This is a genomic window from Acinetobacter kookii, from assembly GCF_900096895.1.
Taxonomy (GTDB): domain Bacteria; phylum Pseudomonadota; class Gammaproteobacteria; order Pseudomonadales; family Moraxellaceae; genus Acinetobacter; species Acinetobacter kookii.
The window spans coordinates 53,719-73,898 of the sequence record NZ_FMYO01000002.1 but is presented as its reverse complement, the minus strand read 5'-3'; the positions used below and the strand labels follow the sequence as shown (position 1 = coordinate 73,898).

Genomic DNA, 20,180 nt, shown 5'->3' with positions numbered 1-20,180 from the left:
TTGCAGCAATTATAAAAGCTAAATAAGGATAAAACGTGAACTTTTTAAAAACAAATGAGAATTATTTTCTTTTTAGGTTGTCTTGAAAAATTTTCTAGACAGAGGATGAAGTCATTTTTAACAAACTTTTTAGCATGACTTAATAGAGGATAGACATGTTATTCAATTTTAATTCCATCAATTTTCTGAAAGATGATTTTCAGCCTGATGCTTGAGTTTTCAAAACACTGCTGAGAAAACAGAACTTTTTTTCACTGATCCGGGCTATCAAGATGTATTTGATTTTAGCCTGATGATAATGGATTTATTTAATGATTTTTATTTAAATAATTTTTTATGATCGAGGTGTGGTTTTCTTTTTTTCTCCGCCCCCTGAGTTTCCAACTGGTAGACATAATTTTAAAAATCTTTGTTTTATCTCTAGATTTAAATAAAAAAAGTTTGTAGTATTAAATCCATAAAATAATTATGGGTTTAATAATAAAAGCATTAATCCCCATGATTATGCGAAAAAGATCATAACTTTAATATGAAAATTTGTAAGGGGTAGAATGATGGAATGGAATGAAACTTATAACATTGGGATTGATGTGATTGATAATCAGCATCGTCAGATCTTGGATTACATTAATGCTTTGGAGCAGGTAAAAAACACCGGGCAGCGCGATAAAATTAAAGAGGTTTTGGAGGATTTAATTGACTACACCCAGTCGCATTTTAGCTTTGAAGAAAATTTGCTGGAGCAGGTCAGTTATCAATATTTACCATCACATCGTGGCATCCATGAATTATTTGTAAAGCGTCTGAATGATTACCGCCTGAAATTTGAAAAAGGTGAAGCCATTGAAAACGACTTGTATCGTCTGCTGTCCAAGTGGCTGATCAACCATATTCAGCATGATGATCAGGACTATGTCGATGCAGTGCGAGACAATATGTTGAGCTATCTACGTAAACAAGAACAGAAAAAAGGCAAAGGCTGGTTTGCACGTTTCTTTAGTTAAACGCTTGGCGATAAAAATAAGGTTTGACCGCACATGCTGCTAATGGCTTGCAGAACCAGATGTTCAGGGTTTTCTTTGCCTAAACCTTTTATTGAAGCGTCAATGCGTAACAAAAGTGACGGCCAGCTAAGAAAACAGTTCGGATTGAGCCGTCTTAAAGCCTGCTGATATTGGCTGACTTTATTTTTCCAGATGCCCAGCTGTAAGGCATTCTGTGGCTGTTCAAACAGTTGCATCAGCAAGCGCATTTCTTTGCTGATGCTCCACAAGATCAGGCTCATCGGTTCACCCGAAGCAATTAAATACTGGAAAATTTTAACTGCCTGAGCCAGATTTCCTGCAAGCAGGGCATCATTTAAGTCATAGGTAGTATAGCGCGACTGGTCTTGTAGACATGAATACAAATGTTCAATCTGGATGATTTCCACATCGGCAAAAGTATCGCTGACACGCATTAAACTGTTTTTGGCTGCCAGCAAGTTGTGTTCATGGTGCTGTTCCAGCCAGGCCCAGGCATCATTCGCCAGTTTAATGCCCAGCTTTTCTGCCTCAATGCTTAAAATCCGCTGCCGGTCTTGCGGATAATTGGCCGTAAGCGGCACAGTGACCCCATTGGCATCCACCACCTGGAAAAAACTGGATTTCAGACTGCTGCTGTCCTGTTTGGGCATTACCACCAGCAGCAGGTTTTGTTCATTGTGCTGGATATAGCTTTTCAGCTGCTTGATGCCGTTGGCATCGGGCTTGATATTGCCATGTACTTCAACAGCCAGTTGCGTGGAAAATAAGGACAGGCTATTTAAAGCATTAAACACATTTTTCCAGTCACTGACATTGCCTATGTCATAACGCTGACGTTCAATTTCCTGCTTTTGCCAACTCTGCCGGAAAGCATCAAGTAAATTTTGTTCGAGCAGGGGTTCCTGACCATACATAATCCAGGCACCGCGAGCTTCATCAACACGTTTGAGTGCTTGGGGATAGTCAAGTTTCATCGCGCGATTTTCTATATTTAAGGTTGGGTTGTAGAAGCCGCTGGTTTGGTCACGACTTGGGGTAAACGGTTGGATGAAATCTGGCGCACAATTTGCTGTGCCACATCATCAACAATCACCTGATTAAGATACTTCTGTTCCTGGTCATCCGTGTTGACCGTGGCCACGTCATATTGATAGCTGCGTGAAGCGGTGATGGTACGCGGTTCAGTTACAGGATTACCTTGCGCATCGTCAATACGGAAAGTCACGGTTAAGCGCAGCAAGGTTTCGACCAGTTTGCCATTCAATTCATGACGCTGTGGAGTGTAATCCAGTACACGCAACACATAAGCATCGGGACTATTGCTCAGCTGAATGCCTGTTGCACCCAAATAAATTGCAAGTTTTTCATGCAATTGTCCTGCATTATCCGGCAATGCCAATTTCATTTTAGAGTAAGCCACAGGAGCCGTCGCCGGATTGGTGCCTTTTAAATGAAAGCCACAGCCCACTAGGCCTGCACTTAGACCACAAGTTAAAACAATTGCTGCTAAACGTTTGCCCAAATGCATGTGTTGTCCTCTGTATTGTTCTTCAAAGCAAAAAAGGAAGATCTAAAAATATGTAGTGATTGTATGTGCAAAGCCCGTTGACTGGCAACGGGCTTTGTTTGGGAATTGTGAAATCCTTATGTCCCCCTCTTTTTTAAAGAGGGGTTAGGGGAGATTCCTTTTATGAAATCCCTCCAAACCTCCCTTTGTAAAGGGGGGGCTTAAAGGAGATTAAACCACCAAGTTCACCAACTTATTCGGCACTACAATTTCTTTCTTGGTTGAACCAGTCAAGAATTGTTGAATTTCAGGCAATGCTTTGGCTTGTGCCAAAATGTCATCTTTAGAGGCATCTACAGAGACTTCTAACTTACCACGAAGCTTACCATTTACCTGAACCACGATGGTTTGTGTATTACGTGTTAACGCAGACTCATCCACTTGTGGGAATTGAGCTTGAGTCAATTCAATACCGAACTGAGCCAATAAAGTCTGGCTTAAATGTGGCGCAAATGGAGCCAACAAAGTCAGAAGTGTGGTGATCGACTCACGTGCAACAGCAACGTCGTTGTCATCTTTCACTTCAAACTTGTTGTTTGCATTTAACAATTCCATCATCGCTGCAATTGCAGTGTTAAATGCGTGACGACGTTCGATATCATCACCCACTTTTTGGATGGTTTCGTGTGTCTTACGACGTAGGTCTTGCGCAGCTGTAGAAAGTGCAGCTTTATCGATCGTTGCAGCAGTATTGCCTTGTTCAAGGAAACCGGTTGCTAAACGCCATACACGTTTCAAGAAGCGGTTAGCACCTTCCACACCCGCATCAGACCATTCAAGTGATTGATCTGGTGGCGCAGCGAACATCATGAATACACGTGCAGTGTCTGCGCCGTACTGGTCAATAATCGCTTGCGGGTCGATACCGTTGTTCTTCGATTTCGACATTTTCTCCTGACCGCCAACAGTGACTTCTTGACCATCTTCCTTGTATTTGGCAGAAAGAATACGGCCTTTTTCGTCTTTTTCTAATTCGATATCGGCAGGGTTAAACCATGTTTTCTTACCAGATTCCGCTTCACGGTAATAGGTATCGGCAAGTACCATACCTTGAGTAAGCAAGTTCGTGAATGGTTCGTTGCCTTGTACCACACCTTCATCACGCATCAATTTGTGGAAGAAACGTGCGTAGAGCAAGTGCAGAATTGCGTGTTCAACGCCACCGATGTACTGGTTTACAGGCAGCCAGGTTTGACCCGCTTCAGGTTTCACCATGCCATCTGTAAAGTCTGGCGATGCATAACGCGCATAGTACCAAGAAGATTCTACGAAGGTATCCAATGTATCTGTTTCACGACGTGCGTCGCCACCACAGCATGGACATTTCGTTTCATAGAACTCAGGCATTTTGTTCAATGGATTGCCTGAACCGTCTGGAACGACATCCGTTGGAAGTACCACAGGAAGTTGATCTTCAGGCACTGGCACTTGACCACAAGTATCACAGTTGATCATTGGAATTGGACAACCCCAATAACGCTGACGAGAGACACCCCAGTCACGTAAACGGAATTGAACTTTTACATTAGCAAGACCTTGTGGTTCAAGTTTTGCCAAGAATGCATCAAATGCGCCTTGGAAGTCTAAACCGTCAAATTCACCTGAATTAACCAGTTTACCTTCTTTTGAACCGTACCATTCTTGCCATTGAGTTGAGTTAAAGTCAGCATCGTCTGCGCCTTTGGCATCAATCACTTGCTTGATGGTTAAGCCATACTTGTTGGCAAATTCGAAGTCACGCTCATCGTGTGAAGGCACTGCCATCACCGCACCAGAACCGTAAGACATCAACACGTAGTTTGCGATCCAAACAGGCACTTCTTCGCCTGTTACAGGGTGCTTAACAGAAAGACCTGTTGCCATGCCTTTTTTCTCGGCAGTGGCAAGGTCTGCTTCTGCCACTGAACCCATACGGCATTCTTCGATGAACGCTTGAAGTTCTGGGTTAGTTTCAGCCGCTTTCAGCGCCATAGGATGTTCTGCTGCAACTGCAACATAGGTCACACCCATTAAAGTATCGGCACGTGTGGTAAATACCGTTAAACCGTCTGCATAAATGTCTGGATTTGCTGAAGGGAAGGTGATTTCCATACCCTGTGAGCGACCAATCCAGTTACGTTGCATGGTCAATACTTGTTGTGGCCAACCGTCTTTAAGCGTGTCTAAATCGTCCAGTAATTCTTGCGCATAGTCGGTAATGCGGAAGTAGTACATTGGAATATCGCGTTTTTCTACCAATGCACCTGAACGCCAGCCACGACCATTTTCAACCTGTTCGTTGGCAAGTACAGTTTGATCCACTGGATCCCAGTTCACGGTTGAAAGTTTACGGTAGATCAGGCCTTTTTTATAAAGCTGAACAAATAACCATTGTTCCCAGCGATAGTATTCTGGTGTACAGGTAGCAAATTCACGATCCCAATCAATAGACAGCCCAAGCTTTTTCAACTGATTACGCATGTAATCAATGTTTTCAAAGGTCCATTTTGCAGGCGCAACCTGATGCGCAATCGCTGCGTTTTCAGCAGGAAGACCGAACGCATCCCAACCCATCGGTTGTAGCACAGTTTCACCTTTTAAACGGTGGAAACGGCTGATCACGTCACCAATCGTATAGTTACGCACATGACCCATATGCAGTTTGCCACTTGGGTAAGGGAACATCGAGAGGATATAACGATGTGGACCTTCTACAGTGTCGGCAACTTTAAAGGCTTTGCGAGATTCCCAGTCCTGTTGGACTTGAGGCTCAATCGCACTGGCTTGGTATTCTGAGTCAATGTGAGTAGTCATATACGTAATACAAGAGAACGGTTAAAAAATTTAGCACACAGCATAGCGCAAAATGCTATGCAATGTCAGTTTCCAGATCAGGATTTTATCTTCCTGGTCATTAGAAATGAAACTTTTGGAAATGTCATTTAATGCTGGGATGCCTTTGAATTCGTAAGTTTCTCTTTGTTTTGTAAATAAGCTAATTCTAATGATAAGCGGAGGTCTTGGTCTGTGCCTGCACCAACCATGCTTGCATACAGGATCTTTCTTATTTTCTTGAAGTTGCTGCTTAACTTTCACTTTAATTGCAGTTCGTTCTGCTGTTGTTAATTCAACCTTTGTTATATGTCGTCTGGACAATGCTGATTTTTCAGCTTGTTCAGTTTTATGCTGAAAGGTTGATATAAGTCTGGTCTCTATGCTTGTTCAGCGGAGATGCGTTGCTAGCATGTGTTGAATCCTTGGTATCTACTCCTTTATATCTTCAGCATGATTGGATGGGAGATAATAATATGAGGCTCAATACTGGATAGCTAAATAAAAAGAAAAAATTCATTTATTTACCATAGCGAATAAAGGTAAACACTTGCCACGATTTTTATAGGGTGAATATATGAGCTTTGTTGCCGCTTTTTTCATCTCTATGATTTTTAGTTCCTATAGAGTGATTACCCGATGCGTAATCACTCTTGCTCACAATATAATATTATTGGACTTTAGGTGTTGCAGGAATGCTGCCTTCTGGAATTGCGGGAATTGTTGGATTAACAGGCTTGTTTTCTTGAGCGGTATCCTTGGCTTCTTTCGCGGCATTATTATTGTCCTGAGATGCAAGACTAGCAGAACGTGCCGTGCCATAAGTGTCCACTTTTCCTTTTTTCTTTGCCGATTTCGGTGGGGGCGTTGTGGTGTAATGCGTAGACCCTTTGGCATCCACCCATTTGTAATATTCTTTGGCAAAGCTTGTGGTTGAACTTAAACTTAAGATTAAGCCAGTCGCTATAAATCCAATTTTGATGAAAGATGATGCCATAATAATCAAGTCCTTATTGTCATAATCAGTTGGATAGAGTGGGGAGAAATAGAACTCCTGATTGCTTCAGTATTTTATATGATCTAGATCGTTTTGCAGAGAAAAAAGATAAACTGTCCCAAAATGCAGATAAATGAACTGTATTTAGGCAATCGTACTCTTTGATCTTCATTTAATCAGAAAGAATTCTCCCAGATCCGAGGCGGTAGCGTGAATCTGAATATAAAAATATATCAAGATACAAAATCAGCGGATGAAAAATAGATTGAAATTAATAAAAACATTTTTTGATAAAATAAATATTCATTCCATTTTATTATAATTTTTATATTTATTTTTTATGAAAATATTTTTAATTTTTTGAAAAATAATAATATTTTAATTTTTTGTGAGGGTTGCATGCACAGCGAAAGACAAAACAGATGTATAAAAAATGAATAATTTAAAATTAAGCTATAAAAAGCTAATTTTTAAACTTGACTTTAATACTCGAAACCACAAAAATGCTGCTTTAGTTTTATATGCCTTAGATCGATCACCCTTCGAATAAGAGCCTTTTAGCAATGGACTTCTTCTCTAGCCGAGAAGCTGAACAAAGCCAACAAAATATGTTTATCCCAACATGTTTTAGACCTCATATTGCTTAAACGGCAACCAGGTCAGATTTTTTTCTTATTGCTATGAAAACTATGAAATTTGTGTGCTATAACAGAGCGCACAGTGAATGAATGAATCACCACAAATGCCCTCCATTTGTGCGTGAAAAAAGATTAGGGTGAATCACGTTGGAACTTTTATCTGGTGGTGAAATGCTTGTTCGCGCATTGGCGGACGAAGGCGTTGAACATGTTTTTGGATATCCAGGCGGCGCAGTATTGCATATTTACGATGCGCTCTTTCAACAAGACAAAATCAATCATTACCTTGTACGTCATGAACAGGCTGCCGGTCATATGGCAGATGCTTATTCGCGTGTAACAGGTAAAACTGGTGTGGTACTCGTCACCTCAGGTCCAGGCGCGACAAATACCGTAACGCCAATTGCAACGGCTTATATGGACTCAATCCCAATGGTGATTTTGTCTGGTCAGGTTGCAAGCCATTTAATCGGTGAGGATGCGTTCCAGGAAACCGATATGGTCGGTATTTCTCGTCCAATCGTAAAACACAGTTTCCAAGTGCGTCATGCCAGCGAAATTCCTGCGATTATTAAAAAGGCATTCTATATTGCTTCTTCAGGCCGTCCAGGTCCTGTGGTTGTCGATATTCCTAAAGATGCGACTAATCCTGCAGAAAAATTTGCTTACGAATATCCTGAAAAAGTGAAGATGCGCTCTTATCAGCCACCGCATCGTGGTCACTCAGGCCAGATTCGTAAAGCAATTGACGAATTGATCAGTGCCAAACGTCCAGTGATTTATACGGGCGGTGGTGTAGTGCAGGGTAATGCATCAGCATTATTGACTGAACTTGCGCACTTGTTGGGCTATCCGGTAACCAATACCTTGATGGGCTTGGGTGCATTCCCGGGTAACGATCCTCAATTTTTGGGGATGCTCGGTATGCATGGTACCTATGAAGCCAACATGAGTATGCATAATGCGGACTTGATCCTGTGTGTAGGCGCACGTTTTGATGACCGTGTGACCAATAATCCGGCTAAGTTCTGTCCAAATGCCAAGGTTATTCATATTGATATTGACCCGGCAACCATTTCTAAAACCATCATGGCGCACATTCCAATTGTGGGTGCGGTTGAGCCGGTACTTCAGGAGATGCTGGTACAGTTGAAACAAATGAATGTTTCAAAACCGAATCCGGAAGATATTGCAGCATGGTGGAAACAGATTGATGAGTGGCGTGCAGCACACGGCTTAAAAGTTGTAGCACCAACTGATGGCTCTATGAAGCCACAACAAGTCGTTGCCGCTTTAGATAAAATCACCAATAGCCAGGCCATTATTACGTCTGATGTTGGTCAGCATCAGATGTTTGGTGCGTTGTATTACAAATACACGCGTCCACGTCAATGGATTAACTCAGGTGGCTTGGGAACCATGGGTGTAGGCCTGCCTTATGCCATGGCTGCAAAACTTGCGTTCCCGGACCAGCAAGTAGTGTGTATTACTGGTGAAGCATCGATTCAGATGTGTATCCAGGAATTATCAACATGTAAGCAATATGGCTTAAATGTGAAAATTCTTTGCCTCAACAACCGTGCCTTGGGTATGGTGAAACAGTGGCAGGATATGAACTACGAAGGTCGCCATTCAAGCTCTTATGTTGAATCCTTGCCTGACTTTGCCAAGTTGATGGAAGCTTATGGTCATGTCGGCATCCAGATTAACCATGCCGATGAGCTTGAGTCCAAGCTTGAAGAAGCCATGGCAATTAATGATAAATGCGTATTTATTAACGTAATGGTTGACCGTAGCGAGCATGTATATCCAATGCTGGTTGCCGGTCAGTCTATGCAAGATATGTGGTTAGGAAAAGGGGAGCGCACTCAATGAGACATATCATCTCTGTTCTCGTAGAAAACGAAGCGGGTGCACTTTCACGTTTGGTGGGATTGTTTTCTCAACGTGGTTATAACATTGAGACTTTGAACGTTGCGCCAACCGAAGACCCAACCATGTCACGTTTGACGCTGACCACGTATGGTGATGATCATAAAATTGAACAAATCACCAAACAGCTGAATAAACTGGTTGAAGTGGTGAAAGTGGTTGATTTGTCTGAGGGTGCGCATATCGAGCGCGAACTAATGCTGATTAAAGTGAAATCACTTGGATCGGCACGTGCAGAAATCAAGCGTACCGCTGACATTTTCCGTGCACAAATTGTGGATGTAACCCCGACGACTTATACCATTCAGATTGCTGGTACAACTGAAAAGCTTGATGGTTTCATTGATGCACTTGCAGAAAATACCATTCTTGAAGTGGTGCGTTCAGGTGTATCGGGCATCGCACGTGGCGAAAAAGTTTTAACAGTCTAATTTTTTAACACATTCTACTCATCGTGGAGATGAGGATCTAGGTCAATGAATACCAATAACATCATTGACCTGGATAAAAGGAAACATAAGCATTTAAGCGGAGACAGCAATGCAAATTTTTTACGATAAAGACGCAGACTTATCGATCATCCAATCTAAGAAAGTAGCGATCATTGGTTATGGTTCACAAGGTCACGCGCATGCGCTTAACCTTAAAGACTCTGGCGTTGACGTAACTGTAGGTTTACGTGCTGGTTCGACTTCTTGGAAAAAAGCTGAAAATGCTGGTCTTAAAGTTTCAGAAGTTCCTGCTGCTGTTGCTCAAGCTGACTTAGTCATGATTTTGACTCCAGATGAGTTCCAATCTCAACTTTACCGTGACGTGATCGAGCCAAACATTAAACAAGGCGCGACTCTAGCATTTGCTCACGGTTTCTCTGTTCTTTACAACCAAGTTGTGCCACGTGCTGATTTAGACGTAATTATGATTGCGCCTAAAGCACCAGGTCACACTGTACGTTCTGAATTCCAGCGTGGTTCAGGTGTGCCTGACTTAATTGCGATTCACCAAGATGCTTCTGGTAACGCGCGTAACGTAGCACTTTCTTACGCTTCAGGCGTAGGTGGTGGCCGTACAGGTATCATCGAAACTTCATTCCGTGAAGAAACTGAAACTGACTTATTTGGTGAGCAAGCAGTTCTTTGTGGTGGTGCTGTTGAACTGGTTAAAATGGGCTTCGAAACTTTGGTTGAAGCGGGTTATGCGCCTGAAATGGCTTATTTCGAATGTCTACACGAACTTAAATTGATCGTTGACTTGATGTTTGAAGGCGGTATCGCGGACATGAACTATTCAGTATCGAACAATGCTGAATATGGCGAATATGTAACTGGTACTGAAGTTATCAATGAACAGTCTCGCGAAGCAATGCGTAATGCGCTTAAACGTATCCAGTCTGGTGAATATGCGAAGATGTTCATCCAGGAAGGTGCATTGAACTACCCATCTATGACTGCTCGTCGTCGTCAAAACGCGGCTCACGGTATCGAAGTAACTGGTAACAAGTTGCGTGCAATGATGCCTTGGATCCAAGCGAACAAGATCGTAGATAAAGAAAAGAACTAAGTTCTAATTTCTAAGTCAAAAGAGCCCTTGTTTTATACAGGGGCTTTTTTTATACAAAGTGATGCTTTTCCTCCTTGCGCTTCACTCAAAACAGTGTTTTGAGCTTGCTCATACCTTGGATTCAAGCAAACAAAATCGTTGATAAAGAGAAAAACTAATGTCTTGAATCAATTGATTTGAATGCGAAAACCCACTCAGTTTGAGTAGGTTTTTTTATTGCGTAAAGTATTTTTAGTTTTTATATGAAGACCAGTCTATTAATAATTCGCAACAAAACACAGCGGTTGAAGATAGATTAGATGTAATTTTAAGTGTGATAGAGTAGACATAATCTATTGTTAAGTGTGGCTGAGCAATGAAAACTCAAATCCTGCTATGTCTTACCACTTTATCTTTTGCATGCTTAAGTTTTGCAGAAATAGTGCCTGCAACCAGGACGGACCATCTTAAACCTTTCACAAATGTTCGGGTGTCTATGCAGCGAATGCTACGCTCAGACGATGGACGCTATTTTCTGGATTTATATGCAGGGATCTGGAATCCACACGGTAAACTTCATGATTTGAACGAGCAAAAAACGGTTGCTTTTAAAGGCTTGCAAAAGGGCGATCAGCTGAATCTTAAGTCTGTTAGTGTAAATGGGGAGGTGACAGCATCTGAACAATATCAGTTAAATGGAAACTTGAATGCCAATACAGGACAGATGTCATCAGTTTTGATTACAGCAAAGAATAATGAAAGTATTCCAATTCAATTTGGGCCTGCATTTACAGCAGTAGAAAAGCCGCTGTTCATATTTAAATTTTATGGTCTTGAAAATGCCCAGCAGCCTTACGGAAGAGCCTTAAAACAAGTGGAGGTCTGGAATAAAACCACCAATACAGTCGTGCAAAGTTTGTCAGGGTTTACTGCTTATCCCAAAAGTATTGGCTATATGGATATTAATCTTGATGGCTACTATGACATCGTGCTTTCAGATACTTCCAATGAACGGAAAATTGAAGATAAGCGCTTTATCTACTGGATGTATAATCCTAAAACCCATCAATTCCAGCGTTCTCCCCAATTAGAAAATATTGCTGGATTTCCTGCTATTCAGGGAGAAAAACAACAAATTGATTTTGGTTATGGGCAGGTCTATCAAGTAAAAGATGGTTTATTAAGTCGGGTTGAGGATAATTAATAAGATATTAGGCTTCTTTTGTAAATCATTTTTCGCTCAATTCCATGTTGTAAATTCCGGCAATTAAATGGAATCTCAACATCAGTCTTTTGCCTCGGTTGCGATAACACTCAGCACTGTACTTCAAAAAGCTGCTTTGAACCGATGTATTTCATGCATAAATTATGTATGAATGCTTAAAATTCTACGGTATACATAATAAGCAAAGTGTGTCACTTTTTGATTGATGAAAGGAATCTATTAATAAATTTATAGAGGGGTGAGATGGGAATTTAAACAGTCATCTAAAAATCATCAAACTGAAAGAATTAACCTCTAAGCTAAAACTAAAATAACGATATAGGTGTTGTATGGCAACTTTGTATGCGACCAGCCTGCTCAAAGAACAAAATTTTCCAGAAAATTTCCAATTTTATTTTAAAAAGAATAAGCAAGACCAAATTTGTGATGATATTGCGATACTCAATGATTTAATTCGTCCGCGGCTGAAAATTGCGATTGTGACAGAAACCTGGTCTCCAGAAATTAATGGCGTGGCACTGTCTTTATTGCAACTCTGCAAAGGTTTGCAAAAACAGGGGCATAAAATTTTACTGATTAGGCCGGAACAAAAACAGACATGTTTTCAATTTTTGCCAAATCAGGAATGTTTAGTTAAAGCCCAAGCTATTCCTCAATATCCAAGCCTGCAATTTGGCTGGCCACAATTTTTAAAAGTCTCTCAAGCATTGGATCAGTTTGCGCCAAATGTCGTGCATATTGTTACAGAAGGGCCGTTGGGATTAAGCGTTTTGCAGGCGGCTAAGACAAAGGACATCCCTGTTTCAAGTGCTTTCCATTCACCTTTTCAAGAGTTTAGTCGTTATTTCGATTTGGCCTTTTTAATTAAGCCGATTCAGCGCTATTTACGTTGGTTTCACAATAATACACAACTGACCTGTATTCCCAGTAAAGATACGGAATATATTTTAAGAGAATTTGGCATTTGTTGCCCTCTGGTTGTAGTGGGGCGTGGTGTGGATGTTACGCATTTTTCGCCACAACATTATTCCAGCGGTTTGCGTCAACAATGGCAGGCAACGTCGAACACTCAGATTATGTTGTATGTGGGACGCTTGTCACCTGAAAAAGAGATAGATGTTCTTGTTCAAGCCTATCTCTCTATGAAGAAAAATAACCAGGATGTCAAACTGGTGATTGTGGGGGGTGGTCCGGAGCGGGGTCGTCTCGAAATGTTATGCCAAGGACAGGATGTCATTTTTACAGGAAATTTATCTGGCCCGAAACTTGCTCAGGCTTACGCAAGTGCAAATGTTTTTGTATTTGCCAGCCAGGTTGAAACCTTTGGCAATGTGGTGCTGGAAGCAATGGCAAGTGGTTTGCCTGTGATTGCCTATAATTATGCCAGTGCGCATTTGCATGTCAAAAATGGCGAGACGGGCTGGTTGAGTCCATTAGGAGATAAGACCGGTTTTATGCAGTCAATGTATCAGTTGCCGGGCAATCAGCAATTGAAACGTATGGGGCTGGAAGCCCGAAAGGCGGTGCAGCATATCGGCTGGCAATACCCTGTGCAACAGTTTGAACAAGCACTCTATAGTGTGGCGATGGGGACAGAAATGACATCCTGAATTTTAAGCAACAGCTTAAAGGAGCATCATCATGAATTTAAAAAAAGCAAAAATAACGATGTTGGATCTGGATTTAAAAGGTTGCTTGTATCTGAATAATCTTTCTCATTCACATGCGGTAGCCCACTTTTTCAAAATCATCAGCCGTTTTGGCAATGGTTTGTTCTGGTTTATTATGCTCGCCAGTTTATGGGTGCTGGAAGGGGTGTTTTATATTGTCCAGTTGTTATATCTGTTGATTAGCGGATCGATAGGTACCGTCATTTATAAAATCCTAAAACAAAAAACTGTACGCCCACGACCCTATCAAGTCCATCAAGTCATCCGGCTACACGAACAACCGCTCGACCATTTTAGTTTTCCTTCTGGTCATACCCTGCATGCTGTCATGGCCAGTACGGTTCTGGGTTATATTCAGCCCGTGTTATTGATTCTGATGCTTCCTTTTACCATTCTGGTGGCGATATCACGGATGGTATTGGGGCTACATTATCCCAGCGACGTGCTGGTCGGTGCATTGATTGGTGTCGTGATTGCCAGTGGCATTATTGAGAGTGCACCCTTTTTTAATATCATGTTATAAAAATGCATGCGGATGAATCAGGAAACTCACGCGATTTTTCCAAAATTTGCTAAAGTACTGCCACTGATTTGAACATATTAGGAATAGCCATGGGTTTGCGTTGGACAGATACTATTGATATTGCGATTGAGCTTTCTGAAGCACATCCAGATGTGGATCCGCAATGGATTCGTTTTACCGACTTGCATGCCTGGGTGTGTGCATTGCCAGACTTTAGTGATGACCCAACCAAATCCACTGAAGGTTTGCTGGAAGGAATTCAAATGGCCTGGATTGATGAAGTGCGTTAAGCGCTACATCGAAAAAAGCAATTTTTTTACATATCAAAAGCGGAAAAAAGCCCATTATTCGGTATAATGCGGCAAATTTTCATGTCAACAATTGACTTAAGGAGCCAATCAATGGCTATTGAACGTACTTTATCTATCGTTAAACCAGATGCAGTTGCTAAAAACCACATCGGCGACATCTTTGCTCGTTTCGAAAAAGCTGGTCTTCAAATCGTTGCAACTAAAATGAAACACTTGACTCAAGCTGAAGCTGAAGGCTTCTACGCTGAGCACAAAGAACGTGGTTTCTTTGGTGATTTAGTTGCGTTCATGACTTCTGGTCCAGTTGTTGTTTCAGTTCTTGAAGGCGAAAACGCAGTTCTTGCTCACCGTGAAATTTTGGGTGCAACGAATCCTAAAGAAGCGGCTCCTGGTACAATCCGTGCAGACTTTGCTGTAAGCATCGACGAAAATGCTGCTCACGGTTCTGACTCTGTAGCATCTGCTGACCGCGAAATTAACTATTTCTTCGCGCAAACTGAGATTGCTCCACGTACTCGTTAATACGCAGTATTCAAGCCAGATAAGTGGTATACTGCTTATCTGGTTTTTTTATTCTCTGAATAATTCTCTGCTCAGATATTGAGCTTCTCCTTTCATCTTTAGGCATGGTTTAGGTAATACACATGAGTACTGAAGTAGTCGCTACATCAGCAATTTCTGATGCACAGCAACCATCTCCATCCGCTCCGACGCAGCAAAATTCTGTGGAAAAAGTGAACTTACTTGGCATGTCACGTCCGCAAATGGAAAAATTCTTCGAAGAGATGGGAGAAAAAAAATTCCGTGCCGGGCAGGTGATGAAATGGATTCATCAGTTTTTTGTCACAGATTTTGCCGAAATGACCAATATTTCCGGCAAGCTGCGGGAAAAACTGGAAAAAATCTGCGAAATTAAAGCGCCGGAAGTGGTGCATAAAAACTATTCCAAAGATGGCACCCGTAAGTGGGTGTTCCGTGTCGGCGATGGCGAAGGTTCTCTGGTGGAAACCGTCCTGATTCCTGCAGAAGATAAAACCGGTTCACGTAAAACCTTGTGTATTTCTTCACAGGTAGGTTGTGCACTGGACTGTTCATTTTGCTCAACAGGTAAGCAGGGTTTTCAGCGTGACCTGACTCAAGCCGAAATTATTGGTCAGCTGTGGATGGCAAACTTCTCTTATATGGAAGAAGTACCTGTGGCAGAGCGTGAGCGTTCAGTGACCAATGTGGTGATGATGGGCATGGGCGAACCCCTCCTGAACTATGATGCCGTATTAAACTCAATGCGCATTATGCTGGATGACTTTGCCTATGGCATGTCAAAACGCCGTGTGACTTTATCGACTTCAGGTGTAGTGCCGAAAATCGACCAGTTGGCGCAAGATATTGATGTGGCTTTGGCGATTTCACTTCATGCACCGAACGATGAACTGCGTAACGAGCTGGTGCCGATCAATAAAAAATATCCATTAGAACAGCTGATTGCTGCCTGTCAGCGTTATATTGCCAAAGATGGTAATGAAAGTTCGCGTAAACATGTGACCATTGAATATGTCATGCTGGATGGCGTGAATGACCAACCAGAACATGCTCAACAAATGCTGAAACTGCTTAAAAATTTACCGAGCAAAATTAATTTGATTCCGTTTAATCCGTTCCCGCATGCACCTTATGGGCGTTCAAGCCGTAACCGGATTATTTCTTTCCAAAAAACTTTGTCTGATGCCGGTTTTGTGTGTACGATTCGTCAGACACGTGGCGATGATATTGATGCCGCGTGTGGACAGTTGGTTGGACAAGTTGCTGACCGTACCCGTCGTGCGGAACAGTGGAAAAAGAAAGTGGCGCAGCAAAATGAGATTCTGCGCACTCAGGGATAATAAAAGGGGATGTCAATTGAGAAAGCCCACATATAAATTAGCTTTTATTACAACAATTTGTATGTCCGCTATTTTTGTTGCAGGGTGTCAGGCACCAGCAACAATCGGGAAGAAAGACCCGGAAAAGGCAGTGAAAATTCGCACTCAATTGGCGGCAGAATATATTAAATCGGGTGATCTGGATTCTGCAAAACGAACCTTGGATCAAGCGCTTGAAGTAGATTCACGTGATTCAACCGCGAATATGATGATGGGCGTTTTACTGCAACAAGAGGGCAGTAAAGTCAGCATGGATAAAGCAGAAAGCTATTTTAAGCGGGCAATTTCTGCTGATCCTAAAAATGCACAGGCGCGTAACAACTACGGTACTTATTTGTATCAAATTGAGCGTTATAATGACGCGCTTGAACAACTCAATGTGGCAGGAACTACATTGGGCTATGATCAACGCTACAGAGCATTGGAAAATGCAGGACGGATTTATTTAAAACTCGGTGATGTGGTGAATGCTGAAAAAACATTCAAACAGGCCCTGCAAGTAAATCGTGACTCTTATATTTCAATGTTAGAGTTGTCTGAAATTTTTTATCTGAAACAGCAGACCGCTGCCGCAACACAATTGTATGAACAGTTTGTACGCAGTGTCGGTCAAAAGAATCAAGGTGCGCGTGCGCTTTGGATTGGTATCCGAATTGCGCGGGCAAATAGTGACCCAATGGGAACGCAGGTGCTTGTCAATCAGTTGCGTGCGCTTTTTCCCGAGAGTCCGGAATACCAACGTTATCTGCAATTACAGCACAGTACTGAGGCCGTATGGAAGTAAATCCTAATTCACCGCAATCGAATGGTTCAAGCGTAGTACCCACTGCATTAGGAAATGTTCAGCGTCCAGGCGAGTACTTACGTCAAGTTCGAATTGCACAAAAGCGTGAATTAAGTGAAGTTGTCAAAGATTTAAATATCCCTGTAAAGACTTTGACCGCTTTAGAACAAGATGATTATAAGGCTTTGCCAGAAGCCACCTTTATTAAGGGCTACTATCGTACCTATGCGAAGTACCTGAAGGTGGATGCAAGTTCTATTATTCAACGTTTTGATGATATTTATCAAAATGATACTGGATTGTTACCCAATCATGCCTTAAACAACTCACCGATTAAAATCATGGGTAAGCTCCCAGGTTCCAAGAGTGACCGTAACAAGAAATGGTTGAAACGCCTTTTACTTGCTTTGCTGGCACTGGTTGCTCTTGCTGTTGCGGTTATGGCGATACAAAACTGGTCATCCAGCAAAGACGCGGAGAGCCAGGAAGTTGTACCTGCCGAATCCGACGTACAAGTGTTGAATCTGGATAACTCGACTGTGGTTTCGGGTGATCAGCTAGAGCTTGAGTTTAGTCGTCCAACTTCTGTGCATATTGTCGATTCAACTGGTAAAGTACTGGCAACAGGCCGTCAGGCATCGACATTGAAATTGAATGGTGAAACGCCTTTCCAGATTCGTCTGGATGATGCTTCAGCCGTTACCCTGACTTTGAATAACGAAAAAATTGCCTTGTCACCTTATACCGTCAACGGAAAAGCAGATTTCCGTTTGTCACGTTAATGCGTAAAGAATAGAGCGATATCAATGATTGAAAATCCGATTAAGCGCCGTCCCACTCGTAAAATTCGTGTCGGTTCTGTGTATGTAGGTGGGGATGCCCCGATCAGCATCCAGAGCATGACCAATACTGAAACCTGTGATGTGGCTGCAACGGTTGCACAGATTCAGCGTTGTGTAGATGCCGGTGCCGATATCATGCGTGTTTCCGTACCGTCAATGGAAGCGGCTGCCGCATTTGGTGAAATTCGCAAACAGGTCAATGTACCTTTGGTTGCCGATATTCACTTCGACTATAAAATTGCTTTGGCTGTTGCCGATCTGGGCGCAGACTGTTTGCGGATTAACCCGGGCAATATTGGCTCGGAAGCGAAAATTCGTGAAGTGGTGGCTGCGGCGAAACATCATGACATTTCCATGCGTATCGGGGTGAATGCCGGTTCGCTGGAAAAAGATATCCAGAAAAAATATGGTGAACCTACAGGTCAGGCCTTGCTTGAATCTGCCATGCGTCACATCGATATTCTGGATCGTTTAAATTTCCACGAATTTAAAGTATCTGTTAAGGCATCCAATGTGTTCCTGACGATGGATGCTTATCGTTTGTTATCTCAGCAGATTGACAATCCATTACATCTGGGTGTGACCGAAGCAGGGATTTACCGTACCGGTTCAGTAAAATCAGCAATCGCACTTGGCGGTCTGCTCATGGAAGGCATTGGCGATACCATGCGTATTTCGCTGGCAGCTGAGCCTGAAGAAGAAGTGAAAATCGGTTTTGATATTTTAAAATCACTGGGTCTGCGTTCCAACGGCATTAACTTCATTGCCTGCCCAAGCTGTTCACGTCAGGAATTTAACGTGATTAAAGTGATGCAGGCACTGGAAGAACGTCTGGAAGATATTCGTACCCCCATGGATGTTTCCGTGATTGGCTGTAAAGTGAACGGTCCGGGTGAAGCCAAAGAAGCCGATATTGGCGTAGTAGGTGCAAGTCCACGTTCACTGGTGTATCGTAATGGCGAGAAAAGCCATTTAATCGATACCAATCAATTGGTTGATGAAATCGAGTCTATGGTTCGTCAACGTGTTTCCGAGCTTGAAGAAGCTAAATCTAAAGAGATTATTCGCACAGGTTTTTCTGAGTAGATCATGAGTTCAATTGTCGCAATCAAAGGTTTTAATGACATTCTTCCAACGCAAACCCCCGCGTGGAGACGTCTTGAACAACACTTAGCATCGCTTATGGATGCTTATGGCTACCAGCAAATCCGCTTGCCGATGGTTGAGCAGACCAATCTGTTCAAGCGTTCAATTGGTGATGCAACCGACATCGTCGAAAAAGAAATGTACACTTTTCTGGACAAGGGTAATCCGCCTGAGTCCTTGACGCTGCGTCCGGAAGGGACTGCGGGCTGTGTACGTGCCATGCTGGAGCATAACCTGCTGCGCGGCGCGACACCTCGTGTATGGTATATCGGTCCAATGTTCCGTTATGAAAAACCGCAAAAAGGCCGTTACCGCCAGTTCCACCAGTTTGGCGTGGAAACTTTTGGTGTGGCAACGCCAGACCAGGATGCCGAGCTGATTCTGATGACGGCACGTCTGTGGAAACGCATGGGTGTGGCCGACAAGGTTCAGCTTGAACTCAACACTTTAGGTGAGTCAGATGAACGTGCGGCATACCGTGCAGCACTGGTCGAATTTTTAGAGTCGCATAAGGCAGACCTGGATGAAGATTCTCAGCGCCGTTTGACCACAAACCCGCTGCGTATTTTGGATTCTAAAGATGCCAAAACTCAGTCGATTCTTGAAAATGCACCTAAACTGCATGACTTTATGGGTGAAGAAACCCTGGCGCATTTTCAACAATTACAGCAATATTTGACGGATGCAGGCGTAAGTTTTGTCATTAACCAAAAACTGGTACGTGGTCTGGACTACTACAACAAAACTGTTTTTGAATGGACCACGACACATTTGGGTTCACAAGGCACCGTATGTGCCGGTGGCCGTTATGATGGTCTGGTGGGTCAATTGAAAGGCAAGGCTGATCAATCGGTACCTGCGGTTGGTTTTGCCATGGGTATGGAGCGGTTGTTGCTGCTACTTGAACAGGTAGAAGATAATACCCCCGTCCGTGACTGTGAAATGTTCCTGGTTTCAGACCCTGTAACTCAAGGTCAAGCCTTGGTTCTTGCCGAACAGATCCGTGACCAGCTGGAAGCAGCCAATAGCAGCATCCGTTTGAAAACCGGTTCACAGGGTTCAATGAAGAGCCAGATGAAAAAAGCCGATCAGGCCGGGGCAGTTTATGCTTTAATCTTTGGTCAGCGTGAGGTGGAAGCGCAGCACATTCTGGTCAAGGAACTGGCAACAGCAGAACAGACCGAAATTGCAGTGGCTGACTTTGTGCCATTTATCATTGAAAAATTTTCTTCAAAATAAGCCGAATAACATAAG

At 42.7% G+C, this 20,180-nt stretch carries 18 protein-coding genes; 14 read left to right on the top strand and 4 right to left on the bottom strand.

Translation table 11 applies throughout. From position 1 onward, the window contains the following. Nucleotides 1-554 precede the first annotated feature (554 nt). On the top strand, nucleotides 555-1,004 hold the full coding sequence (locus tag BLP85_RS04970; protein ID WP_092819035.1) for a bacteriohemerythrin: 450 nt from the start codon (nucleotides 555-557) through the stop codon (nucleotides 1,002-1,004). Here BLP85_RS04970 and holA read toward each other — a convergent pair. The 4 genes from holA to BLP85_RS04950 form a co-directional block, all read right to left on the bottom strand. Beyond that, a complete protein-coding gene (gene holA, locus BLP85_RS04965; protein ID WP_092819034.1) occupies nucleotides 1,001-1,999 on the bottom strand; it encodes a DNA polymerase III subunit delta in 999 nt (332 codons plus the stop codon). The genes BLP85_RS04970 and holA overlap by 4 nt on opposite strands. Before the next feature lie 17 nt (nucleotides 2,000-2,016). After that, on the bottom strand, nucleotides 2,017-2,553 hold the full coding sequence (locus tag BLP85_RS04960) for an LPS-assembly lipoprotein LptE (RefSeq protein ID WP_092819033.1): 537 nt from the start codon (nucleotides 2,551-2,553) through the stop codon (nucleotides 2,017-2,019). A 210-nt stretch (nucleotides 2,554-2,763) separates the two neighbouring features. Next, nucleotides 2,764-5,385 (bottom strand): leucine--tRNA ligase, encoded by a 2,622-nt coding sequence (leuS, locus tag BLP85_RS04955; protein ID WP_092819032.1) that lies wholly within the window; start codon nucleotides 5,383-5,385, stop codon nucleotides 2,764-2,766. Nucleotides 5,386-6,073: 688 nt separating this feature from the next. After that, complete coding sequence (locus BLP85_RS04950) at nucleotides 6,074-6,400, bottom strand: DUF4124 domain-containing protein (protein WP_092819031.1); 327 nt, start codon at nucleotides 6,398-6,400, stop codon at nucleotides 6,074-6,076. A 785-nt stretch (nucleotides 6,401-7,185) separates the two neighbouring features. On the opposite strand from BLP85_RS04950, the gene BLP85_RS04945 reads away from it, so the two are divergent. The 13 genes from BLP85_RS04945 to hisS all read left to right on the top strand — a co-directional run bounded on the left by BLP85_RS04945 (nucleotide 7,186) and on the right by hisS (nucleotide 20,165). Then, nucleotides 7,186-8,913 (top strand): acetolactate synthase 3 large subunit, encoded by a 1,728-nt coding sequence (locus tag BLP85_RS04945; protein WP_092819030.1) that lies wholly within the window; start codon nucleotides 7,186-7,188, stop codon nucleotides 8,911-8,913. Continuing rightward, nucleotides 8,910-9,401 carry an acetolactate synthase small subunit gene (ilvN, locus tag BLP85_RS04940; protein WP_086195356.1) on the top strand — a complete coding sequence of 164 codons (492 nt, stop codon included), beginning with the start codon at nucleotides 8,910-8,912 and terminating at the stop codon, nucleotides 9,399-9,401. The genes BLP85_RS04945 and ilvN overlap by 4 nt, the downstream gene beginning before the upstream one ends. Nucleotides 9,402-9,510: 109 nt before the next feature. Continuing rightward, nucleotides 9,511-10,527, top strand: coding sequence for a ketol-acid reductoisomerase (ilvC, locus tag BLP85_RS04935; RefSeq protein ID WP_092819029.1), 1,017 nt, complete (start codon nucleotides 9,511-9,513; stop codon nucleotides 10,525-10,527). 355 nt (nucleotides 10,528-10,882) lie between these two features. Further along, a complete protein-coding gene (locus BLP85_RS04930; protein WP_092819028.1) occupies nucleotides 10,883-11,710 on the top strand; it encodes an XAC2610-related protein in 828 nt (275 codons plus the stop codon). Nucleotides 11,711-12,060: 350 nt separating this feature from the next. Beyond that, entirely contained in the window at nucleotides 12,061-13,341 is a 1,281-nt protein-coding gene (locus tag BLP85_RS04925) for a glycosyltransferase family 4 protein (protein ID WP_092819027.1), read from the top strand. 31 nt (nucleotides 13,342-13,372) lie between these two features. After that, nucleotides 13,373-13,924, top strand: coding sequence for a phosphatase PAP2 family protein (locus BLP85_RS04920; protein WP_092819026.1), 552 nt, complete (start codon nucleotides 13,373-13,375; stop codon nucleotides 13,922-13,924). Between the two features lie 89 nt (nucleotides 13,925-14,013). Next, nucleotides 14,014-14,214, top strand: a complete 201-nt coding sequence (gene iscX / locus BLP85_RS04915) for a Fe-S cluster assembly protein IscX (RefSeq protein WP_092819025.1) — start codon at nucleotides 14,014-14,016, stop codon at nucleotides 14,212-14,214. Between the two features lie 111 nt (nucleotides 14,215-14,325). Further along, entirely contained in the window at nucleotides 14,326-14,757 is a 432-nt protein-coding gene (gene ndk, locus BLP85_RS04910; protein ID WP_086195365.1) for a nucleoside-diphosphate kinase, read from the top strand. 122 nt (nucleotides 14,758-14,879) lie between these two features. Beyond that, the gene (gene rlmN, locus BLP85_RS04905; RefSeq protein ID WP_092819024.1) at nucleotides 14,880-16,115 is read left to right on the top strand and encodes a 23S rRNA (adenine(2503)-C(2))-methyltransferase RlmN; all 1,236 of its coding nucleotides are present in this window, start codon (nucleotides 14,880-14,882) and stop codon (nucleotides 16,113-16,115) included. Between the two features lie 61 nt (nucleotides 16,116-16,176). Further along, nucleotides 16,177-16,938 (top strand): type IV pilus biogenesis/stability protein PilW, encoded by a 762-nt coding sequence (pilW, locus tag BLP85_RS04900; protein ID WP_171259654.1) that lies wholly within the window; start codon nucleotides 16,177-16,179, stop codon nucleotides 16,936-16,938. Next, complete coding sequence (locus BLP85_RS04895) at nucleotides 16,929-17,720, top strand: helix-turn-helix domain-containing protein (RefSeq protein WP_092819022.1); 792 nt, start codon at nucleotides 16,929-16,931, stop codon at nucleotides 17,718-17,720. The genes pilW and BLP85_RS04895 overlap by 10 nt, the downstream gene beginning before the upstream one ends. Nucleotides 17,721-17,744: 24 nt before the next feature. Then, complete coding sequence (gene ispG / locus BLP85_RS04890; RefSeq protein ID WP_092819021.1) at nucleotides 17,745-18,866, top strand: flavodoxin-dependent (E)-4-hydroxy-3-methylbut-2-enyl-diphosphate synthase; 1,122 nt, start codon at nucleotides 17,745-17,747, stop codon at nucleotides 18,864-18,866. Nucleotides 18,867-18,869: 3 nt separating this feature from the next. Next, nucleotides 18,870-20,165, top strand: coding sequence for a histidine--tRNA ligase (gene hisS / locus BLP85_RS04885; RefSeq protein WP_092819020.1), 1,296 nt, complete (start codon nucleotides 18,870-18,872; stop codon nucleotides 20,163-20,165). Nucleotides 20,166-20,180: the final 15 nt, after the last annotated feature.